This window comes from Halorubrum sp. 2020YC2, assembly GCF_018623055.1.
Taxonomy (GTDB): Archaea; Halobacteriota; Halobacteria; order Halobacteriales; family Haloferacaceae; genus Halorubrum.
In genome coordinates this window covers 1625853-1645750 of sequence record NZ_CP076019.1, presented here as the reverse complement: position 1 = coordinate 1645750, position 19898 = coordinate 1625853, and the positions used below count along the sequence as shown (strand labels likewise).

The 19898-nt window shown below is 70.7% G+C and carries 20 protein-coding genes and 1 tRNA gene; 12 read left to right on the top strand and 9 right to left on the bottom strand.

Translation table 11 applies throughout. From position 1 onward, the window contains the following. Nucleotides 1-11: 11 nt before the first annotated feature. The 4 genes from KI388_RS08095 to trmY form a co-directional block, all read right to left on the bottom strand. The gene (locus KI388_RS08095; protein ID WP_251133128.1) at nucleotides 12-1943 is read right to left on the bottom strand and encodes a hypothetical protein; all 1932 of its coding nucleotides are present in this window, start codon (nucleotides 1941-1943) and stop codon (nucleotides 12-14) included. Between the two features lie 464 nt (nucleotides 1944-2407). Further along, nucleotides 2408-2480 (bottom strand) — tRNA-Pro (locus tag KI388_RS08090). Between the two features lie 385 nt (nucleotides 2481-2865). After that, a complete protein-coding gene (locus tag KI388_RS08085) occupies nucleotides 2866-3279 on the bottom strand; it encodes a CHY zinc finger protein (protein WP_215086168.1) in 414 nt (137 codons plus the stop codon). An 11-nt stretch (nucleotides 3280-3290) separates the two neighbouring features. Continuing rightward, entirely contained in the window at nucleotides 3291-3905 is a 615-nt protein-coding gene (gene trmY / locus KI388_RS08080) for a tRNA (pseudouridine(54)-N(1))-methyltransferase TrmY (RefSeq protein ID WP_215086167.1), read from the bottom strand. A gap of 50 nt (nucleotides 3906-3955) precedes the next feature. Here trmY and KI388_RS08075 point away from each other — a divergent pair, with 50 nt between their 5' ends. Continuing rightward, nucleotides 3956-4096, top strand: coding sequence for a hypothetical protein (locus tag KI388_RS08075; protein ID WP_215086166.1), 141 nt, complete (start codon nucleotides 3956-3958; stop codon nucleotides 4094-4096). 23 nt (nucleotides 4097-4119) lie between these two features. Here KI388_RS08075 and pyrF read toward each other — a convergent pair whose 3' ends face one another. Further along, nucleotides 4120-4950: an orotidine-5'-phosphate decarboxylase gene (pyrF, locus tag KI388_RS08070; protein WP_215086165.1), complete on the bottom strand. Its 831-nt coding sequence runs from the start codon at nucleotides 4948-4950 to the stop codon at nucleotides 4120-4122. Between the two features lie 235 nt (nucleotides 4951-5185). Between pyrF and KI388_RS08065 the strand changes: the two genes are divergently transcribed. Further along, nucleotides 5186-6430 (top strand): MFS transporter, encoded by a 1245-nt coding sequence (locus KI388_RS08065; protein WP_215086164.1) that lies wholly within the window; start codon nucleotides 5186-5188, stop codon nucleotides 6428-6430. 30 nt (nucleotides 6431-6460) lie between these two features. On the opposite strand, the gene KI388_RS08060 is transcribed toward KI388_RS08065, so the two are convergent. Continuing rightward, nucleotides 6461-7783 carry a carboxylate--amine ligase gene (locus KI388_RS08060; protein WP_215086163.1) on the bottom strand — a complete coding sequence of 441 codons (1323 nt, stop codon included), beginning with the start codon at nucleotides 7781-7783 and terminating at the stop codon, nucleotides 6461-6463. Nucleotides 7784-7952: 169 nt separating this feature from the next. Between KI388_RS08060 and KI388_RS08055 the strand changes: the two genes are divergently transcribed. Together KI388_RS08055 and KI388_RS08050 are read left to right on the top strand one after the other, a co-directional pair. Next, entirely contained in the window at nucleotides 7953-8525 is a 573-nt protein-coding gene (locus KI388_RS08055; protein ID WP_215086162.1) for a DUF5813 family protein, read from the top strand. A gap of 99 nt (nucleotides 8526-8624) precedes the next feature. Next, nucleotides 8625-8948, top strand: coding sequence for a hypothetical protein (locus KI388_RS08050; protein WP_215086161.1), 324 nt, complete (start codon nucleotides 8625-8627; stop codon nucleotides 8946-8948). Between the two features lie 20 nt (nucleotides 8949-8968). On the opposite strand, the gene tmk is transcribed toward KI388_RS08050, so the two are convergent. Beyond that, nucleotides 8969-9562 (bottom strand): dTMP kinase, encoded by a 594-nt coding sequence (gene tmk, locus KI388_RS08045; RefSeq protein ID WP_215086160.1) that lies wholly within the window; start codon nucleotides 9560-9562, stop codon nucleotides 8969-8971. A gap of 142 nt (nucleotides 9563-9704) precedes the next feature. Here tmk and KI388_RS08040 point away from each other — a divergent pair, with 142 nt between their 5' ends. The 6 genes from KI388_RS08040 to KI388_RS08015 all read left to right on the top strand — a co-directional run bounded on the left by KI388_RS08040 (nucleotide 9705) and on the right by KI388_RS08015 (nucleotide 15775). Further along, entirely contained in the window at nucleotides 9705-10562 is an 858-nt protein-coding gene (locus tag KI388_RS08040; protein ID WP_215086159.1) for a universal stress protein, read from the top strand. Between the two features lie 99 nt (nucleotides 10563-10661). Further along, nucleotides 10662-11558 (top strand): complex I NDUFA9 subunit family protein, encoded by an 897-nt coding sequence (locus tag KI388_RS08035; RefSeq protein WP_215086158.1) that lies wholly within the window; start codon nucleotides 10662-10664, stop codon nucleotides 11556-11558. A gap of 109 nt (nucleotides 11559-11667) precedes the next feature. Continuing rightward, a complete protein-coding gene (locus tag KI388_RS08030; protein ID WP_193365843.1) occupies nucleotides 11668-12846 on the top strand; it encodes a tubulin/FtsZ family protein in 1179 nt (392 codons plus the stop codon). A 17-nt stretch (nucleotides 12847-12863) separates the two neighbouring features. Next, a complete protein-coding gene (cofC, locus tag KI388_RS08025) occupies nucleotides 12864-13511 on the top strand; it encodes a 2-phospho-L-lactate guanylyltransferase (protein WP_215086157.1) in 648 nt (215 codons plus the stop codon). Nucleotides 13512-13620: 109 nt separating this feature from the next. After that, nucleotides 13621-14784, top strand: coding sequence for a 7,8-didemethyl-8-hydroxy-5-deazariboflavin synthase subunit CofG (gene cofG, locus KI388_RS08020; RefSeq protein WP_215086156.1), 1164 nt, complete (start codon nucleotides 13621-13623; stop codon nucleotides 14782-14784). Nucleotides 14785-14914: 130 nt separating this feature from the next. Continuing rightward, nucleotides 14915-15775: a mechanosensitive ion channel family protein gene (locus KI388_RS08015; protein ID WP_215086155.1), complete on the top strand. Its 861-nt coding sequence runs from the start codon at nucleotides 14915-14917 to the stop codon at nucleotides 15773-15775. Between the two features lie 65 nt (nucleotides 15776-15840). Here the strand turns inward: KI388_RS08015 and KI388_RS08010 are convergent, their stop codons facing one another. Continuing rightward, nucleotides 15841-17292, bottom strand: a complete 1452-nt coding sequence (locus KI388_RS08010; protein WP_215086154.1) for an MATE family efflux transporter — start codon at nucleotides 17290-17292, stop codon at nucleotides 15841-15843. Nucleotides 17293-17436: 144 nt separating this feature from the next. Here KI388_RS08010 and thiE point away from each other — a divergent pair, with 144 nt between their 5' ends. Both thiE and thiM read left to right on the top strand, forming a co-directional pair. After that, nucleotides 17437-18072: a thiamine phosphate synthase gene (gene thiE, locus KI388_RS08005; RefSeq protein ID WP_215086153.1), complete on the top strand. Its 636-nt coding sequence runs from the start codon at nucleotides 17437-17439 to the stop codon at nucleotides 18070-18072. Then, a complete protein-coding gene (gene thiM / locus KI388_RS08000) occupies nucleotides 18065-18928 on the top strand; it encodes a hydroxyethylthiazole kinase (RefSeq protein ID WP_215086152.1) in 864 nt (287 codons plus the stop codon). Before thiE ends, thiM begins: the two co-directional genes overlap by 8 nt. Nucleotides 18929-19007: 79 nt before the next feature. Here the strand turns inward: thiM and KI388_RS07995 are convergent, their stop codons facing one another. Beyond that, nucleotides 19008-19754, bottom strand: coding sequence for an SDR family oxidoreductase (locus KI388_RS07995; RefSeq protein WP_215086151.1), 747 nt, complete (start codon nucleotides 19752-19754; stop codon nucleotides 19008-19010). Between the last annotated feature and the right edge of the window lie 144 nt (nucleotides 19755-19898).

Below are 19898 nucleotides of genomic sequence, written 5' to 3'. Positions count from 1 at the left end.
CTGTTGTAGGGTCATTTCTCAGTTGGATGAACCATACAAGATCGTCGCTTGTTCCGTTCCATTGATGGATTAGAAACGTGGTAGTCGTTGATGATCAGAAGCCGCTCAACAACCTCAGGATCAGTAATCCCGTCTTCAACGAACCCAGCGGCAATTATCTTCCGGCTGTGACTCGCTACCCCAGTTCGAGCGTCGCGGAATACTTCACCTTGAGCGAGGTCGTTCCGGAGCCGAGTATTCTGGATAACATTGTTTATCGGCAGTTCTAGTGATACCATGTCGACACCGCCGCCACACGGTTCGTGTTCGTTCCCATCGCGGTCGACGATCGCTTTCAGCTCGTAGCCGAACACGGGTTCCGTCGAACGTCGATCGAACGCCTCGGAGTCGGGTTCCATTTCACCATCTAGAATCTGACCGACGAACTCTCTATACGACGGGTCGATGTTCAGATGCGCCAGTATCGAGGGAAGGGATACGTCTCTACCTTGTATGTCGAGGTAATCGTGAACGCGGTCGCGTATCAACGACTTTCGCGGGGATTCTCCGTAGGACCATGCGCTGTCGGCACTGGGCCACCGCTCGGCGAGTGATCGGTCCTGTTCCGGTTCCGGCGCCGGAGCAGCTGCGTCAGCGGCCCAACGAAGATCGTCGTCGAACGCGGATTCAGTCTCAGGCGGCCCGTCGAGCTGGTCCTGGTCGACAGTCCACGGGGAACCACAGCAGGAGCAGACAACATCGGCGCCACGGCCGTCGTCCCAACGGATGCGCTCGCCGTGAGCGTCGACCTGCCCAGACTCCTCGTTTTCCGCACGCTGTTCACATCGATCGGCGCGTATGGCCTGATTCACAGTCTGCGAGCGGGTGGTCCGCTGGCGGGCAGCCGACCAGTAGACCGCGCCCCACGCGATGTACTCGATCGGCTTGTCTAGCAAGTCCTCAGTGTAGCCGCCCATGTACGCGGCGAGGTACGAACCGAGGTTCCCGACGTCTGCGTTCATCGAAATACAGCCGTCGTCTTCCTGAAGGTAGTCGTCGATCGCGTCGTAGTTGTGCGCCGACCAGCCGGCGGGGTCGCAGACTTCTAGATGCTTGTCGATCACCCGTTCGAACTCGGAAGCGACCGGGCGGAGGTCACCGAACCCGACTCCGTCGAAGTAGACGCCGACGTGAATATGAGTGTAGCAGACATTGAGGCCGGCGTCTTTGTCGGGGGCCGCAGCGGCGCCCATTCCGTGCGGTTCCGCTTGGAGCCAGTAGCCCCACTGTTCCGAGTCGAGGTCTAGGTGATACTCCATCACGTTGCGGAGCGTGTCGCGAACGCCGCCGTAGCTGAAGGCGTCGTGTATCGCGTCCATCTGTTCGACGGGCGGAAGGCGATCGCCGTCAGGGACCGACGAGGCGGTCAGGGTGAGCATCACGGTCACCGGGTCATCCCACGCAGGAGCGGCTTCGCCACCGGATGGACGCTTTCCGCCGGACATCTGTCGCTGGAGCGCGCGGGCCCGTGCGTACTGCTTCTTGCTGTACTCTTTCCCCCACGCGTCGGCAAGCGGTACGTCGAACTCGTCGCCCGATTCCCGATCTTCGAAGCGGGCCATCATCCCGCTGTACTCGTGGTGGGCGCGGAGGAACGCGTGAATCGCGTCGAGCCACGTCCCGGCGGACCGAGAGCGCAGCGAGTCGACGGCGAACGAATCTTCGAGCGGGTGATCAGGATCGACGAACTCCTTTTCCCAGTCGGCTTCCGTGACAATGCGGCGAAGCTTCCGCCCGTGCGCCTCCGAGAGCGGAAGGTCAGCGAGGTGCGGGTACTCGGTCGCGAACTCGCTCAAACGTTCGACGATCGGATCAGCGTCATCCTCTAATCCGGTGAGAGAAGCCGTTACAGAGTTAGTCTCCTTGGAAGGCCAAGACGCGGCCGGCTCGTCGGGCGCGCTCATCGTTCACCTCCGAACGTGCGCGACCGCTTCGCGACAGCACCGCCGCTCGTTTGGCGACCTTCGGTCGCCTGTGCGCGGTCGGCGCCGTTCGGTCCGCGTCCGGCGGACCTCACGGACCACAAGGTCGCCGACCGCTTGGAGAGACTGACGGGGCTCGCCTCGAGGGAGCGAACGAGATCGTGCCGGAGCCGTGGGGAGGTGGACCGGCGCGCAGCTGGCCGGCTCACTTCTCGTCGGGATTCGAGAGCTCGCTGGGACGCGCGGGACAGTCCAGGGCGTGGCCGTACTCGACGCCGCTCGACGAGTTACGAGTACACCGCTGGTTACAGAGCCCGCACCAGAACTCGCCCGGACCGTCAGCAGAGAGGGTAGTCCCGGTTGAGCCGTCGGAGAGGCTCACAGAGACCACCCCGTAGAGCCGCTAAGACCTGTCAGTAGAGGCTGGAAAAAGTATAACGGGGTAGTGGGCCGGCACGAATTTGAATCGTGGTTACGGCCACCCGAAGGCCGAAGGATACCAAGCTACCCCACCGGCCCGCACTCGACAGAAGGCCGCTCGTTCTTTTAATCCTTCCGAAAGGGGGGCGATCAGAGCAGTTCAGTCAGGGTGGCAGTCGATGACATCCGGGTGAACTGACGGCACCTACGGACGCCACCAAGGGCCCAGTCGCCCGCTTATAAATGTCCGCTGACGGATCGACGGTGAACACCTCCAAAGCCCCAGCCCCTTTGAGTCCCGCCCGACCGCGACCGCACCGCAGCCTCACACCTCCCCAACCTCGGGGTTCGCGCTCTCCGAGCGCTCACCGCGTCCAGCGAGAATCGAAGATTCTCTGGCAGCCGGCGCGTAGCGCCGGCGACCTCGCGCGTGCGGTTCGCGCCGCGGCGCTCACCGGCACGCGCCACCGCACCGCGCAATCGTTTATAAATCGTCTCTGTCGTGCCCGCCGTCCGACCCCGCCACCTCGAAGTACCGGTCGCGGTGCTTCCGACAGCCGGGGTTGAACGCGGCGCCGCACGCGGGGCAGGTGTCATCGCTGTCCAGGTACGCCCGGGCGGTGAGGGTGGTCCCGCAGGCGCCGCACAGCACCGCCGGCTCGTCGAAGCGGTCGCGGGGCCACGGGACCGCCTCGTGGTCGGCGGCCGCGTCGTGGCAGGCGTCGCAGGGGTAGTACGTCTCACAGCAGCCGAACCGGAGCGCCACCACGTCGACGGGGTCGTCCCAGTGGGCGCAGCGCGTCTCGGGGTCGACGGCGACTCCGCGAAGCGGGACCGAAAAGCGCGGGTCGGTATCGGGCGCGGTGGTCGTCTCGCGGTCGGGGGGTTCGGTCGGCATCCGTCTCGCGGTCAGTAGTCGGCGTACCCGTCGGTGTCGAGCCAGTTGTGGACCACCGTGACGGCGTGGTCCGCGTGGAGGAGTTCCGGGCCGACGCGCAGGCGTCGCTCGGCGCGGTCCGCTATCGAGTCCGCCTCCTCCGGCGCGAAGTCGTGGTGGTCCGAGAGCACGAACACGGGGTCGGTCGGCGACTCGGCGTCAACGAGCGGGTCGCCATCCTCGTGGAGCTGGACGAGCGTCCCGTCGGGGCCGCGACCGTCTTCGCCCGCGAGGCGGTCGAGCGTCGCGTCGAGTCCCATCCGGCGGAGTTCGACGCCCGGCGAGACGTCCGCAGGCATGTGGCCGATGGCCTCGTCCTTCGCGGCGAGCGCGTCGCGGACCCGCGCGGCGACGTTGCGCTCGTCGGGGTGGAGGTGGCGGAGACTGTCAGAATCGAAGGTGACCGTGAACTCGTCCGCGATCACGAGGTGGACCCGGACCGACTCGCGGATCCCGTGCGAGAGGAAGACGCCGGCGCTCACGCACCGGCAGAGCAGGTCGAGCCGCCCGGCCCCCGGAATGTCCGACAGCGAGACGGCGTCGGGATCGGTGGGCACGTCGCGGCCGACGACGACGAACTGGCGCATGTCCGTGGCTCGCCCCCGATCCTGATAAGCCGTGCGACCCTACCGCCGCCGTGAGCCTCACGGGACTCTGTCAGGTCTGCGAGGCGGCGAGCGCGACTCACGCCTGCGACCGCTGCGGGCGCGCCGTCTGCGACGACCACTGGGACGAGACCGCTCGCGCCTGTTCCGGCTGTGCCGCCGGGCGCGGGTAGCGGGCGCCGAAGGGCACGCGAGCCTAGCGGTGCCGGTTCAGCCGCTTTGTGAGCCGCTTCGCCGCGTCGCCCGCGGCGCCGAAGTACGTCGCCTCGTCGTCGGGCCGGCTCGACTCCTCGCCGGCGAAGATGATCCCGCGCGAGGAGTTCACGAGGCCGACGTCGACCGGGAGGTCCGGCCGCGACGCGAGCCCGTGTTCGACGGCGGCCTCGGTGTCGCCCCCCTGCGCGCCGACGCCGGGCACGAGGAAGGGGATCTCGGGGACGATATCGCGGACCGTCTCCAGTTCCTCGGGCGTCGTCGCGCCCACGACGAGGCCGACGTTGTCGTTGGCGTTCCAGACGTCCGCGAGCGCGGCGACGCGCTGGTAGAGGGGTTCACCGGAGGCGAGTTCGAGGTCCTGGAGGTCGGCGCCGCCCGGGTTCGAGGTGCGACAGAGCGCGAACACGCCCTTGTCCGCGCGGTCGAGGAACGGCTGGAGCGAGTCGCGCCCGAGGTACGGGTTCACCGTGATCGCGTCGACCCAGTCGAGCGCCTCGGCGTAGCGGCGCGCCGTGTTCCCGATGTCGCCGCGCTTCGCGTCGAGCAGGACGGGGACGCCCTTCCCCTCGGCGTACGCGGCGGTCTCGCGGAGCGCGCGCCAGCCGTCGGGGTCCTCGTAGAAGGCGGCGTTCGGCTTGTAGCAGGCGGCGTGCTCGTGGGTCGCGTCGATGATCCGTCGGTTGAACGCCCACCGCGGGAGGTCGGCGTCGGTTACGGTGTCGGGGAGCCGGCTCGGGTCGGGGTCGAGGCCGACCGAGACGACGCTGTCGACGGCGTCGATCCGGTCCGCGAGCGTCTCGAAGAAGCCCATACGCGCCCTGCGTCGGCGGGCGCGCTAAACGTTGTGTTCCGCGACCGGCGCCCAGCGCGTCGCCTCGGCTGCCGGCCGAACGCCGGGCGTCGACCGGCGGACCGGGACCTCCTCGACCGCCCCGCGAAACGCTCGGTCGCGCGAGGGTACCGGCCAGATACGCCGGCGTATGTTCCGATCGGGGACTCCGTAATAACAGGATACACCCGTCGACGCCCCATTTGCCGGGACACGCATGGCCGGTAGCAGGAGTGACGATCTCGGAGGTGCTCTCTCCCGAGACATCCTGAAGTACTACGTATATAAGGCGACGAAAGCGGTCGAGTTCTATCGGCCGATCATGTACCTCTTCTTTTTGGCTCAGGGGCTCTCTTTCACGCAGATTTCAGTTCTGGAGGCGCTGTACAACTTGACGACGCTGTTCGGTGAGATACCCACCGGGTACATCGGCGACCGCGTCGGGCGACGCAACAGCCTCCTCATCGGAACCGCGCTCATCTCCGTGACGCTCCTCGGGATCGGTCTGTCGAACTCGTTCCTCCCGCTGGCGGGGTTCTACGTCTGCTGGTCGCTGGGATACAACTTCCGCTCCGGCAGCGAGGACGCGTGGCTCTACGACACGCTCACCGACGACCTCTCCGAGGACGAGTTCGCTCGCGTTCGGGGGCGCGGGGAGTCGGCGGCGCTGGCCGTCGGCGCCGTCGCGGCGATCCTCGGCGGGTATCTCGGCGGTGTCGACCTCTCGTACCCGTGGTTCGTCGCGGCGGGCGTGACGAGCCTCGGGGTCCCGGTACTGCTCACGCTCGACGAGGCCGAGACGTACAAGCAGACCGATGCGGGGGACCTGAGCCTCCGCCGGACGGTCGGCATCGTGAGAGACGTCCTCTCTCGGCGTCGGTTGCGGTCGTTCCTGCTGTACTACTACGTCCTGTACGCCGCGGTCACGTACCTCGTGTTCGTATTCCTCCAGCCGATCTTCGAGACCGTCGTCCTCGACTTCGGCCTCCGGCAGTCGCAGGTCGAATCGCTTCTGGGGTGGTTCTACGCGGCGTACAGCCTCGTCGGCGCGGTGCTCACCTACTACACGGGCGCTATCAGGGAACGGATCGGACTGCGGACGTGGTTCCTCCTCCTCCCGTTCGCCGTCGGCGGCGCGCTGATCGGGATGTACTTCGTCCCGGTGCTCGCCCTCCCGACGTTCCTCCTGATCCGCGGGGTGTCGGACGTCACCCGGTCGTTCGCCGGACAGTACATCAACGACCGGGTCGAGTCGCTCGGCCGTGCCACCGTCTTGAGCGCGATGGCGATGGTCAGCGGTCTCGCGGTCGTCCCGTTCCAACTCGGGAGCGGCGTCGTGTCCGACGCCGTCTCCCCGCTGTTTGCGCTGGGCGTTGGCGGCGCCGTCCTCGTCGTCGGGGCGGCGGCCATCCTCCTCTGGGAGGTCCCCGTCGGGGACGGCTCGGGCGCCGATCGGGCGTGATCGACGCCCCTCGTTCGGGCCAGCACCGACCTAACAGGAGCAGTAGTACTCGCGGTCGACGAACTCCGTCTCGAACAGCTTCGCGGCCGGGCCCGGGTCGGAGGGGCGGTAGACGCCGGTCGTCAGGTCCGCCTCGCGCTCGAACGCGCCGGAGACGAGCCGGCGCCAGTCGGCCGCCGACAGCTGGTCCCAGAAGACGTCGTCGCCCGCTACAAGAGAGAGGTAGTCGCGGAGGTACACCCACCGCGTCGGCTCGACGCCGGCGGACTCGTACTCGGCGTCCGTGACCGCGGCGTAGGCGGCCATCGGGAGGTTCGCGCCCGCGGCGACGGGCATCGAGATCCACTTCCACGGCCGGGTGTTGACGTCGAGGAGCAGGAACTCCTCGCGGGCCTCGTCGTAGACGAACTCCGCCTCGCTGATCCCGTGGTAGCCCGCGTTGTCGAGGACGGCGAGCGCGCGCTCCTCGATGGCCGGCTCGTCCGCCGTCTCGACAAGACAGGAGGTGCCGAAGTCGCGCGGGTATCGGACCGCCGCGTTGCCCACGACCGCGAGCGCGTCGTCGGTCCCGGACGGCGGGACGTAGGAGGCCAGCGAGTGGTCCTTCCCGCTCGCGATGTCGACGCGCTTCTGGGCCATCACCGCGATGCCCTCCTCGCTCGCGGCCGCGACGACGTCTTCGAACTCCCCGCGGTCCGCGACCTCGATCACGTTGGTGCCGAACGCCTCTTCGAAGTCGCGCTTGAGTTCGGGTTTCACCACCAGCGGGAAGCCGAGCGCCGCCGCGGCCTCGTCGACCGTGGCGTCCGCCTCGCGAGTCCCCGCGGCCGTGGTCTCCTCAAGCCGGTACGTCTCCGGGTACGGGACGCCGAGCGCCTCGCAGGTCGCGTACAGCTCCGACTTGTTCAACACGTCGTCGAGCGCCTCGCTGCCGGCGAAGGGGAGCCGGACCCCGTCGGGGTCGGCCTCGGCGTACGACAGCGCCCACTCGTCCATACAGCCGAACGCGACCGCCTCCGTGCCCGCGGCGTCGAGGACCGCCTCCACGTCCTCGCGGAACCCGTCGAGGTCGTCGAGCGGGTACGTGACCGCGCCGGCGTAGTCGACCGCGTCCGACGGTGGCGCCAGCCCGTCGTGGGTGACGGTCCGGGTCTCGGCCCCACCGTCGCCGGCGTCGCCCGCGTCGCCGCCCGCGCGGTCGAGCGCGATCACGGGCACGCCGTGGGCGTCGAGCGCGCGAGCGACGCCGAGTCCGGTGATGTGCGCGTTGCTGACGAGCGCCGGGGGGCGGTCGAACTCCGCGTCCGCGAGCGCGTCGATCAGTCCCTCCGTGGACCGGAACGTGTCTGCCATGCCCGGTCTCGTCGGTCGACGCACAAAAGGGTCCCACGTACCGGCTCGGAGTGCCCGTATCGACGACGGGAGCGGCCGGTCGACGACGGGAGCGGCCGGTCGACGATGACGGCCGAGAGCGCGCGATCGACGCGAGCGGCTTTTCAGGCCGCGTCGCCTCCGGATCGGTATGAGCGAGACCGACGACGAGGCCGAGGCCGCCGACGGCGCCGACTCGACCGACGACTCCGCGGGCGACGGCCCCGTGGGCGACGAACTCCCCGGCCGGGTCCGGCGGGCGTTCGCGGACCACGGTTCCTTCGAGCGCGAGGGCGACGGCTGGGTCTCGACGACGACCGCGTTCGACGGGCGCGTCCGCGCCGAGCCGGCCGAGGAGGGCCGGATCCGGTTCGCGGTCACCGTCCGAGTCCCGACCCTCTCCGCGGTCACCGCCGACGGGGTCGCGGACGTCGTCGAGGACGGCTGGGCCGACACGTTCGAGCGGCGCGCGGTCGACGTCGGCGGCGTCACCCGCAAGGACCGGGCGTTCGACCCCGCGATCGAGCGCGAGGGCGACGAGATCTCGGTCGCCTACGCGCTCACCGACATCAACGAGCGGCGGGGCGTCGACGACGCGGGCGCGCTGATCGACTTCGTCGAGGGGACGTACGTTCAGGGCGTCATCCCCGGATACGAGTACACGGAGCCGGTCTCGAACCTGCTCTCGGCGGCGCGACAGCAGGGCGGCGGCGGCCCGGTCTGAGCGTCGGCGGGTCGGTCCGAGGGCGGTCCGCCGGGGGCGAGCGACGGCGGTCCGGGCTGCGGCCGATAGCGGGAAGTGTCGCGGGTCCGTACGACGACTATGCTCGCGCTGTTCGGGTTCGGCAGCCTCCTCGCCTTAGTCGCGTTCCACACGTTCCTCGCCGGTGTCGCGACTCGGTTCTTCCGGATCCAGCTCTCGACGTCGTGGGGTACCGTCGTGTACACGCTCGTGTTGACCCCCCTGCTGCTGCTCGTCTCGACGCTCGTGTTCACGGGCGCGCTCGGCGTCGGGACGGGGATCAACGTCGGCAGCCCGACGATCCTGCTCGCGCTCCTCATCGGGCTGCCACTAGCGTTGGGAGCCGCGATCGACTACCTCTACGTCCCGTCGCCCGACGAGTACGAACTGCCGGACACGCGCTGACGAGACGGTTCCCGAGCGGGTCAGCGCTCGACGAGTTCCGCCACGATATCCTCGACGCGAGCGATCACGTCCTCGGGCGACCGCGTCGCGTCGACGCGGTGGAACCGCCCGGGGTCGGCGTCGATCAGGCGCTCGTAGTTGTCGGCCACGGCCGCGAGGTAGCCGTCGCGCTCGAACTTGTCCGTCCGCCCGGCGCGCTCGGCGGCGGTCTCCGGGTCCAGATCGAGGTAGATCGTCGCGTCCGGCGGGCGAGAGAACGCGGCGTGGATCCCGCGGACGTACTCCAGCGGGCGCTGGATCTCGGCGTCCGAACGCGCGAGCGTCGCCCCCTGATAGGCGAACCGCGAGTCGGAGTAGCGGTCGGATATCACCAGGTCGCCGTCCGCGAGCGCCGGCCGCACCCTCTCCGAGAGGTGGTTCGCGTGGTCGGCGGTGTACAGGAACAGCTCCGCGAGCGGGTCGGCCTCCGGGTCGCCCATCGAGCGGCCCACCGCCTCGCCGTACCAGCTGTCGGTGGGCTCGCGGGTGAACGTCGCGCCGGGGTACACGTCGTGGAGCGCCTCCCAGACCGTCGTCTTGCCGCTGCCGTCGAGCCCCTCCAGCGTGATCAGCATGGTGGCGTTCCGCCGCCGCGAGGAATAAACGACCCGGGTCGCGGCGGGGCTCGGGGGGCTCCGCGACGCGTTCGCGCGCACCGGACCCGCCGAGGCCGCGACGACGCGAGCGTTTTTCACCCGGCGCCGCGACGGTGCCGGTATGTTCGACCGGATCTGCGTCCCCACCGACGGCAGCGACGCGGCCGCGGCGGCGTTCGAGCACGTCCTCGCGGTCGCCGCCGACCACGGCGCGACGGTCCACGTCCTCCACGTCGCGGACACGACCCGCGACAGCGTGACGCGGATCGGCGGCGACGTGGTCGACGTGCTGGAGCAGGAGGGCGAGTCGATCGTCGAGGAGGCGGCCGCTCGCGCCGCCGAGCGCGGCGTCGACGTGGAGACGGCGGTCCGACAGGGCGGCGTCCCCGAGACGGTCGTCGCGTACGCCGACGAGGTCGACGCCGACCTCGTCGCGATGTCGACGCGCGGGCGGCAGGGCGTCGAACGCGTCGTCGGCAGCACCACCGAGCGCGTCGTCCGGCGGTCGCCGGTGCCGGTGTTGGCGCTACGGCCGGGCGACGAGACGGTCCCGTACCCGTACGGGGACGTGCTGGTCCCGACCGACGGGAGTCCGACCGCGGCCGCGGCGATCGAACGTGCGGTCCCGACGGCGAAGCGCGCGGGCGCGACGGTCCACGTCCTTTCGGTCGTCGACACCGGCGGCATCGGCGTCGGAGACCACGTCGACGCCCTCTCCGAGGAGGCCGAGGCCGCGGTCGCGGCGGGCGTCGAGCGCGTCGAGGCCGCCGGACTGGAGTCGGTCGGGGCCGTCGAAGTCGCCGCCTCGGCCGCCAGCGGAATCCGGGCGTACGTCGGCGACCCCGGCGTCGACCTCGTGGTGATGGGGACACACGGCCGGACGGGGGTGGGGAAGTATCTGCTGGGGAGCGTCGCAGAGCGCACGCTCCGGACGGCTCCCGTGCCGGTGCTGACGGTCCCGCTTCCCGAGGAGGAGTGATTCCGGCCGCTCGCGTCGGCGCCGGCCGCCGACTCGTCGGATCTCGCGAACGTCAGACGCCGCGGTAGGTTTAGGGGCCTTCCGCGCGATGCGGATCGCATGAAAGTGTTGGTAGCCGGCGGGACCGGCTTTATCGGATCGTACCTCTGTCGCGCGCTCGCCGCCGACGGTCACGCGGTGACCGCGCTCTCCCGCTCGCCCGAGGAGACGCCGGAAGGCGTCACCGGCGTCACCGGCGACGTGACCGACTACGGCTCTATCGAGTCGGCCGTCGAGGGGCACGACGCGGTCGTGAACCTGGTCGCGCTCTCGCCGCTGTTCGAGCCCGACGGCGGCAACCGCATGCACGACCGGATCCACCGCGGCGGGACCGAGAACCTCGTCCGCGCGGCCGAGGCGGGCGGCGTCGAGGGGTTCGTCCAGCTGAGCGCGCTCGGCGCGGACCCGAACGGCGACACCGCCTACATCCGTGCGAAGGGCGAGGCGGAGACGATCGTCCGCGAGAGCGACCTCGATTGGACCATCTTCCGGCCGTCCGTCGTCTTCGGTGAGGGCGGGGAGTTCGTCTCGTTCACCAAGCGGCTGAAGGGGATGTTCGCGCCGGGCGTCCCGCTGTACCCGCTGCCCGGCGGCGGCAAGACGCGGTTCCAGCCGGTCCACGTCGAGGACCTCGTCCCGATGATCGCCGCCGCGGTGACGGACGACGAGCACGCCGGCGAGACCTACGAGATCGGCGGCCCGGAGGTGCTCACCCTCCGGCAGGTGACGGACCTCGTCTACGAGGCGGAGAAGAAGGGGGTCACGATCGTTCCCCTCCCCATGCCGCTGGCGAAGATCGGGCTCTCCGTCCTCGGCGCGGTCCCCGGGTTCCCGATGGGGGCGGACCAGTACCGATCGCTGAAGTTCGACAACACGACCGCCGACAACGACGTCGGCGCGTTCAACGCCGACCCGGCGGACCTGACGACGCTGGGCGAACACCTCGGGATCCGATGAGCCGGAGATCGAACGTGTCAACTGCCCTAATCTCAACGCTGGTAACGCCAACCGAAGGCTTATATACGAGATCACGCTCTGTTCATTTCAAACGCGGAGGGAGCACACGATGAAACTCGCAATGATCGGATTCGGACAGGCGGGGGGTAAAGTAGTTGACAAGTTCTTGGAGTACGATAAGCGGACGGGCTCCGAGATCGTTCGGGCCGCGGCGGCCGTCAACACGGCGAAGGCCGATCTCATGGGCCTCGAACACATCGCCGAGGACCAGCGCGTCCTCATCGGCCAGTCCCGGGTGAAGGGCCACGGGGTCGGCGCGGACAACGAACTGGGCGCGGAGATCGCGGAGGAGGACATCGACGAGGTCCAGGGCGCGATCGACTCGATCCCGGTCCACGAGGTGGACGCGTTCCTCGTCGTCGCCGGCCTCGGCGGCGGGACCGGCTCCGGCGGCGCGCCGGTGCTCGCGAAACACCTCAAGCGGATCTACACCGAACCCGTCTACGGGCTAGGAATTCTGCCGGGCAGCGACGAGGGGGGCATCTACACCCTCAACGCGGCCCGCTCGTTCCAGACGTTCGTCCGCGAGGTGGACAACCTGATGGTGTTCGACAACGACGCGTGGCGGAAGACGGGCGAGTCCGTTCAGGGCGGCTACGAGGAGATCAACGAGGAGATCGTCCGCCGGTTCGGCATCCTGTTCGGCGCCGGCGAGATCCAGCAGGGCCAGGAGGTCGCGGAGAGCGTCGTCGACTCCTCGGAGATCATCAACACGCTCTCCGGGGGCGGCGTCTCCACGGTCGGCTACGCGGAGGAGGAGGTCGAGGAGCGCTCCTCGGGCGGCCTGCTCTCGCGGCTGCGCGACGACGGGGACGACGAGGAGCTCGACAGCGCACACACCACGAACCGGATCACCAGCCTCGTCCGCAAGGCGGCGCTCGGCCGGCTCACGCTCCCCTGTGAGATCGAAGGGGCGGAGCGCGCGCTGCTCGTGCTCGCCGGCCCGCCGGAGTACCTCAACCGGAAGGGTATCGAGCGCGGCCGCAAGTGGCTCGAAGAGCAGACCGGCTCGATGGAGGTCCGGGGCGGGGACTACCCGTACCGCGGCGCCGGCTTCGTCGCGACCGTCATCCTGCTCGCGGGCGTCACGAACGTCCCGCGGATCAAGGAGCTCCAGCAGGTCGCCATCGAGGCGCAGGACAACTTAGACGAGATCCGCGAGGAGAGCGACGAGAACCTCGACGAGCTCGTCAGCGACGACAGCGACGAGCTGGAATCCCTGTTCTAGGCCAGCCGCCGCTCGCGATGGAGGTCATCGTTCCCTTTTCGACTGACCGCCCGAAGTCGCGGCTCTCGGGCGTCCTCTCGCCCGACGAGCGACGCGAATTCGCGCGGGCGATGCTCGACGACGTGCTGGAGGCGGTCGCCGCCGCCGGCGGGGAGCCGCGGGTCCTCGCGACCGACGCGGTCGACGTCGACCGCCCGGTCACCGTCGACGACCGCCCGCTGACGGACGCCGTGAACGCGGCGCTGGACGCGCGGTTGGGAGCGGACAGCGAACGCGGAACAGCCGTTGAACCGGTCGCGGTGGTGATGGCGGACCTCGCGCTCGCCACCCCGGCGGCGCTCGGCCGACTCTTCGACGCGGGCCGTGACGCGGACGTCGCGGTGGCGCCGGGGCGGGGCGGCGGAACGAACGCGTTCGTCGCTTCCCATCCTGAGTTCCGGGTCGACTACCACGGCGCGTCGTACCTCGACCACCGCGATATCGCGGCCGAGGTCGGCGCGGCGTTCGCCGCGGTCGACTCCCACCGGCTCGGGACCGACGTCGACGAACCCGACGACCTCGCGGAGGTGCTGGTCCACGGCGAGGGGCGCGCGGCGACGTGGCTCCGCGAGGCCGGCTTCGCGCTCGACGCGTCCGAGGGGCGCGTCGCGGTCACCCGGGAGTGAGTCTCGAAATCGCTGGCTCCCGCCGTCCGGCGCCGACGTAACCGGATCCGGTGTCATCGAGGGATCCGGAACCGCGATCCTTTTTGAACGCCGACCGCGAGTGACGGGCGTGTTCGCCGGAGCCGACGAGTACGACGTCGACGTGACGGTCGACGAGCGGGCGGTCGAGCGGCTGCTCTCGGTCCGCCCCGCCGACGTCGACGCCGCCGACCGGCTGACCTTCGCGCGCAACGTGTTCATCCCGCTCACCACGGCGTGCCGGTACACCTGTACGTACTGCACCTACTACGACGTCCCCGGCGAGGCGTCGCTGCTGTCGCCCGAGGAGGTGCGCGACCAGTGCCGCGTCGGCGCCGACGCGGGCTGTACGGAGGCGCTTTTCACCTTCGGAGACGCCCCCGACGAGCGGTACACCGAGATCCACGAGACGCTCGCGGAGTGGGGGTTCGACTCGATCCACGAGTACCTCTACCGGGCCTGCGAGATAGCCCTGGAGGAGGGGCTGCTCCCGCACTCGAACCCGGGCGACCTCACGGAGTCGCAGTTCCGCGACCTCCGCGAGGTGAACGCGTCGATGGGCGTCATGCTGGAGACGACGGCCGACGTCGACGCGCACTCGGGGGGCAGACGAAAGACGCCCGGCCAGCGGCTCAACACCGTCCGCGCGGCCGGGCGGCAGGGCGTCCCGTTCACGACCGGCATCCTCGTCGGCATCGGGGAGGCGTGGCGCGACCGGGCCGAGAGCCTGCTCGCGATCCGCGCGCTCCACGAACGGCACGACCACGTTCAGGAGGTGATCGTGCAGAACGTCGTCCCCAACGAGCGCTCGGACTTCCCGAGGCCTGACCTCGACACGATGCGCCGGGTCGTCGCGATGGCCCGCGCGGCGCTGCCGCCGGAGGTGTCGGTCCAAGTGCCGCCGAACCTCTCGCCGGCCGCCGACCTCGTCGACTGCGGTATCGACGACCTCGGGGGCGTCTCGCCGGTGACGGACGACTACATCAACCCGGCGTACGAGTGGCCGGACCTCCGCGAACTTGAGGCCGTCGCGGACGCCGGCGGCGTGCCGCTCCGCGAACGCCTCCCAACGTACGCCCGGTACCTCCCCGACGGGATCCGACCCGCGGGGGTCGACCCGGCCCCCGAACCCGACGGCCGCGAGGCGTGGATCCCGCCGGCGGTCCGGGAGCGGGTCGCCGCGGACGACGTCCACGGGCGACGACTGCGCGCGGTCGCGCGCGGCGACGGGCCGCTCGCCGTCCGGAGCGACTGAGGCGCGAACCCCGTCGCTCGCGGCCCGGAGCGACCGGCGGGCCGGCGACCCATCGACTCCGCCGTCGAACCGGACGTAAACAACCGCGCCGCCAGTAGCTTCTTTATATAGTCGCCGCAAAGACGGGACGATGTATCCCTTACAGCTCGACGCGGTCACGAACGTGGTCGACGTGGGCGCGCTCGCGGGGACGGCGCTCCGGTTCGTCGCCGGCTTCGTCGTCGTGTTGCTGCTCGGAAAGCTCGTCTTGATTCCCGGGCTTCGGCGGGTCGTCAGGTCGCGCGGGTTCGACGAGGCCGTGTTGAGCCTCGGGACGAACGTGCTCAACGCCGTCGTCTGGGTCGCGGCGATTGCGATCGGCTTCGCGGTGGGGGGCTACGGGAGCTTCCTCTCCGCGTTCGCGGTGTTCGGCGGCGCCATCGCACTCGCGGTCGGCTTCGCCGCGCAGGACCTCCTCGGCAACTTCGTCGCCGGCGTGTTCATCCTCAAGGACAGGCCGTTCGAGGTGGGCGACTGGATCGAGTGGGGCGGCCGGTCCGGTCGCGTCGAGGAGATAGACCTGCGGGTCTCGCGTATTCGGACGTTCGACAACGAGCTCATCACCGTGCCGAACGGCGACCTCGCGAACAACGCGGTGACGAACCCCGTCGCCTACGATACGCTCCGACAGAAGTTCGTCTTCGGGATCGGCTACGACGACGACATCGAGGAGGCCACCGACATCATCGTCGAGAAGGCAGAGGCGCACGCGGAGATCCTCGACGACCCGGGCGTCTCCGTCCGCGTGGTCGAACTCGGTGACTCGGCCGTCGGGCTCCAGTCGCGGTGGTGGATCGAAGACCCCGACCGCGGCGACTTCGTCCGGGTCCGGTCCGAGTACGTCACCGCGGTGAAGGAGGCGTTCGACGAGGCCGGCATCGACATGCCGTACGTCCACCGGCAGCTCACCGGGAGCGTCGAGATGGTCGAGGAGGTCGCGGACGGCGAGTAGGTCGCCCGTCCGCGACCGGCGGCCCGCGTCCTGCGCTTCGAGACGAGACCGCAGCGCGTCGGGGGTCACCCCACCTCTTCTTCCGCCTCGCCCGCGTCGGGCCGATACCGTCGGCTGACCGCCTGCCAGCGGTTCGACCGGAACCGGTAGCCGTTCAGCCCGGCCGGGACGAGCTTCTCCGCCACCAGCGCCGCGTACAGCCCGCCGACGCCGAGCGGCGTGACCAGCCCGACGAGCGCGACCGGGAGCGCGAACGCGTACAGCCCGATCAGCGACGCGACGAACGGCCACCGCGTGTCGCCCGCGCCGCGCAGCGACCCGGTGATCGATCCGTCGACGCCGAGCGGCACCGCGCTCACCGCGGCCGCGACGACGAACGCCGCGGTGGCGCCCACCGCGGTCGGGTCGTCGACGAACACCCCGGCGATCGGCGCCGCGGCGGCGATCACCGCGGCCGAGGCGAGGACGTAGACGACCGCCGACAGGGCGATCACGTCGCGGCCGTACGCGGTCGCGAGCGACTCCTCGCCGGCCCCGAGCCGCTGGCCGACGAGCGTGCTCGCGGCGATCGAGAACCCCCAGCTGAACGAGCCGAGCAGCGCCCGCACCCGGCGGCCGACCTCTAAGGCGGCGACCGTCGCGGAGCCGAACGACGACGCGATCCACAGGAGCGGGAACACCACGACGCCCTCGGCCACCCGGCGCGCGACGAGCGGCGCGGACACCCGGAGCAGCTGACGGGTCAACCCGGCGTCGAACCACGGCCCGGAGCGGCCGACCGGGACGGGCGAGGCGCCGCGGCCGAAGTAAGACCGGCCGGTCATCCCCCACGCGAGGACCAGCGCGACCGCGGCGATGGAGACCGCGGTGCCGAGGCCGGCGCCGAACACGCCCAGCCCGGCGCCGAGGACGAGCCACGCCGTGAGGACGACGTTCAACAGCGCCCCGCCGGCGCGCGCGACCATCGGGGTGCGGGTGTCCCCGACGCCGGCGTACGTCCGGCTGGCGATCATGTTGAAGAACTCGAAGGCGAGCGCGGGCGCCGTGACGACGAGGTAGGTGGTCCCCGCGGACAGCGCCGCCCCATCGCCGCCGACGAGACCGACCAACCGCTCCGCGCCGAGGACGTAGCCCGCGACGATGGGCGCGACGAGCAGCGCGGCCACGATCAGCGACTGCTTGACGACCAGCCCGGCCCGCCCGCGCTCGTCGCCGCCGTAGTTCTGCGAGACGAGCGAGACGGTGCCGCCGGCGAGGCCGATGGAGACGAACTTCGCCAACTGCCAGAACGCGAACGCATACCCCATCCCCGCGACCGCCGAGACGCCGACCGCGTGCCCGATCACCGCGAGGTCCACGGTGTTTTTCGACATGATCGCGAACCCGGTCACGATCCGGGGCCACGCGAGGCCCATCGTCTCGTCCAGCCGCGACCGGTCGATGACGCCGGCCCGGTCGAGCGCGGCTGCGACCGCTTCGCCGGCGCGAGCGGCGCCGTTCCGGAGCCGGGACAGCATTTGATCACGGTACGGGTCGCGTCGGCTTGTGTCTGTCCGTCCCGGCGCACCCGCTCGACTCGCGACCGCCCCGGTCGCAGTCGAGCGACGCGCCCGACGTTCGGAACGCAACCGTTTTCACGCCGCCACCGCCCGATATCACACGTGAATATCAACGAGTGGCAGGCGTATCTCGTAACGGCGGCGAGCCGTTCCGCGGGGCGGACGACGACCGAGGTCGTCGCGGCCGCGCTGGACGGCGGCGTCGACGTCGTCCAGCTGCGCGACAAGGGGCACACCGACCGCGAGCGCTACCAGACGGGGCTTCGGCTCCGCGAGTTGACGGCGGAGGCGGACGTCCCGCTGCTCGTCAACGACCGGATCGACCTCGCGGCCGCCGTCGACGCCGACGGCGTCCACCTCGGGCAGTCCGACCTGCCGGTGTCGGTCGCCCGCGAGCGGCTGGGCGAGTCGGCGGTCGTCGGCGTCTCGGCCTCGACGGTCGGACAGGCGCGGGAAGCCGAGGCCGCGGGCGCGGACTACCTCGGCGTCGGCGCCGTGTACGCGACGGCCTCGAAGGACGTGCCGGACGAGCGGAACGGGGTCGGCACCGAGCGGATCGCCGCGATCGCGGACGCGGTCGACCTCCCGGTGATCGGGATCGGCGGGATAGACGCGAGCAACGCCGCGCCCGTCGTCGAGGCGGGCGCGACCGGCGTGGCGGCCCTGTCCGCGATCACGGCGGCCGACGACCCGGAGGCGGCGACGGCGGCACTCGCGGGGGCGGTCGCGGATGTCTGACGGAGACGACCCGCTCGCCGGGTTCGACGCCGACCGCCTCCGGCGGACGCTGTCGGCGGTCGGAGAGGCGTCGCCGCTCGTCCACCACCTCACGAACGCCGTGACGACGAGCGAGACGGCGAACGTCACCCTCCATTGGGGCGGGCTCCCGGTGATGGCGGACGCGCCGGCCGAGGCCGGCGACATGGCGGCCGGCGCCGACGCCGTCGTGATAAACACCGGGACCGCGAGCCGCCCGGACGTCGACGCGATGGTCGACGCCGGCCAGCGGGCGAACGAGGCGGGCGTCCCGGTCGTCCTCGACCCCGTCGGCTACGGCGCGACGCCGCACCGCGTCGAGTCGGTCGGGCGGCTCCTCGACGCGGTCGCGTTCGACGCGATCAAGGGGAACGCCGGGGAGATCCGCGGCCTCGCGGGCGAGGAGGCGACGGTCCGGGGCGTCGAGTCCGTCGGCGAGGAATCGGGCGTCGCGGCCGCCGCAGAGGCGCTGGCGAGCGAGACCGGCGCGGCCGTCGTCGCGTCGGGGAAAGTCGACGTCGTCGCCGGCCCGGACGGCGGCGCGTACGAGGTCGCCGTCGGCCACGAGCGCATGGGCTCGTTCGTCGGATCGGGCTGTATGCTCGCGAGCACGCTCGGGACGGTGACCGCGCTGGTCTCCCGCGCGGACAGACCGGTCGAGGCGGCGACCGAGGCGGCCCTCGTCGCGACGACCGCGTACGGGCTCGCCGGGGAGCGCGCGGCCGAGGCGTCGCCGGCCGGCCCGGCCAGCTACCGGACCGCGTTCATGGACGCGGTGGCGTCGACGGCGGCCGACCCGCCGGCGGTCGACGTCGACGAGCGCGTGTCGCGGGTCTGAGCGCCGGGGCCTGCGATCCGGCGCGGGCGAGCGCCGGCAGCGGCCGGAACGCGCTCGCGCCCGGACACCGGCTGCTCCGCTACCGCGTCGCCGTCTTCCACTCCCGCAGCCCGAGCCGTCCCCCGTTCAGGTCCTCGGCCGGGGCCTCGGTCGCGGCCCAGACGAACAGCGGCGCGACGCTCTCGGGGTCGCGGGCGCGCTCCTTCCCGGTGAGGTCGGTGGCGACGAGGCCGGGGTCGACGACGCCGACGGTCGCGTCGAGGTCGGCGGCGAAGCCGCGCGCGACCGCCTCGGCGGCCGCCTTCGACACCGCGTACGCGCCCATGCCCGGCTTCGACTCGGCCGCGACGGCGCCCGACGGGACGAGGACGCGCGCGTCGTCCGCCAGGTGGGGGACCGCCTCGCGTATCGTGGCGAACGCGCCGCGCGCGTTCGTCCGCATCGTGTCGTCGTAGTCGGCGTACGTGACCTCCGTCGTCGGTCGCTCGCCCGGTTCGCCGTGGAACACGCCGGCGTTCGCGAAGGCGACGTCGATCCGGCCGGCCTCGCGGGCGACGCGCTCGAAGAACCGTTCGAGGTCGAGTTCGTCGCGCACGTCGACGCGGTCGCCCCAGGCGGCGCCGCGCTCGCCGCCGTCGGCCCCCTCAGAGGGCTCGTCTCCGCCTTCCGCGTCGTCTCCCTCGCCGTTCAGCGCCGCGACGGTCCGATCGACTGCCGCGCCGTCGCGTCCGGAGACGGCGACGAACGCCCCCTCGTCGACGAACGCCTCCGCGACGGCTCGTCCGATCCCGCTCGTTGCTCCGGTGATCGCGACCGTCAGATCCATGTGGAAACCGGTACGCGCGGCCGCAACTTAGTCGTATCCACTCGGTTCAGCGCCGTCCGACTCGGGTCGCCCGGCCAACCGTTTCCGCGTCGCCTCCGCGTCGCTTCCGCGTCGCGTGACGCGTCGCCTCTCCCCCGTCGCGAC

Coding starts and splice junctions, on each gene's coding strand:
- KI388_RS08095 (WP_251133128.1), bottom strand. CDS start 1,943: ATGAGCGCGCCCGACGAGCCGGCCGCGTCTTGGCCTTCCAAGGAGACT.
- KI388_RS08085 (WP_215086168.1), bottom strand. CDS start 3,279: ATGCCGACCGAACCCCCCGACCGCGAGACGACCACCGCGCCCGATACC.
- trmY (WP_215086167.1), bottom strand. CDS start 3,905: ATGCGCCAGTTCGTCGTCGTCGGCCGCGACGTGCCCACCGATCCCGAC.
- pyrF (WP_215086165.1), bottom strand. CDS start 4,950: ATGGGCTTCTTCGAGACGCTCGCGGACCGGATCGACGCCGTCGACAGC.
- KI388_RS08065 (WP_215086164.1), top strand. CDS start 5,186: ATGGCCGGTAGCAGGAGTGACGATCTCGGAGGTGCTCTCTCCCGAGAC.
- KI388_RS08060 (WP_215086163.1), bottom strand. CDS start 7,783: ATGGCAGACACGTTCCGGTCCACGGAGGGACTGATCGACGCGCTCGCG.
- KI388_RS08055 (WP_215086162.1), top strand. CDS start 7,953: ATGAGCGAGACCGACGACGAGGCCGAGGCCGCCGACGGCGCCGACTCG.
- KI388_RS08050 (WP_215086161.1), top strand. CDS start 8,625: ATGCTCGCGCTGTTCGGGTTCGGCAGCCTCCTCGCCTTAGTCGCGTTC.
- tmk (WP_215086160.1), bottom strand. CDS start 9,562: ATGCTGATCACGCTGGAGGGGCTCGACGGCAGCGGCAAGACGACGGTC.
- KI388_RS08040 (WP_215086159.1), top strand. CDS start 9,705: ATGTTCGACCGGATCTGCGTCCCCACCGACGGCAGCGACGCGGCCGCG.
- KI388_RS08035 (WP_215086158.1), top strand. CDS start 10,662: ATGAAAGTGTTGGTAGCCGGCGGGACCGGCTTTATCGGATCGTACCTC.
- KI388_RS08030 (WP_193365843.1), top strand. CDS start 11,668: ATGAAACTCGCAATGATCGGATTCGGACAGGCGGGGGGTAAAGTAGTT.
- cofC (WP_215086157.1), top strand. CDS start 12,864: ATGGAGGTCATCGTTCCCTTTTCGACTGACCGCCCGAAGTCGCGGCTC.
- KI388_RS08015 (WP_215086155.1), top strand. CDS start 14,915: ATGTATCCCTTACAGCTCGACGCGGTCACGAACGTGGTCGACGTGGGC.
- KI388_RS08010 (WP_215086154.1), bottom strand. CDS start 17,292: ATGCTGTCCCGGCTCCGGAACGGCGCCGCTCGCGCCGGCGAAGCGGTC.
- thiM (WP_215086152.1), top strand. CDS start 18,065: ATGTCTGACGGAGACGACCCGCTCGCCGGGTTCGACGCCGACCGCCTC.
- KI388_RS07995 (WP_215086151.1), bottom strand. CDS start 19,754: ATGGATCTGACGGTCGCGATCACCGGAGCAACGAGCGGGATCGGACGA.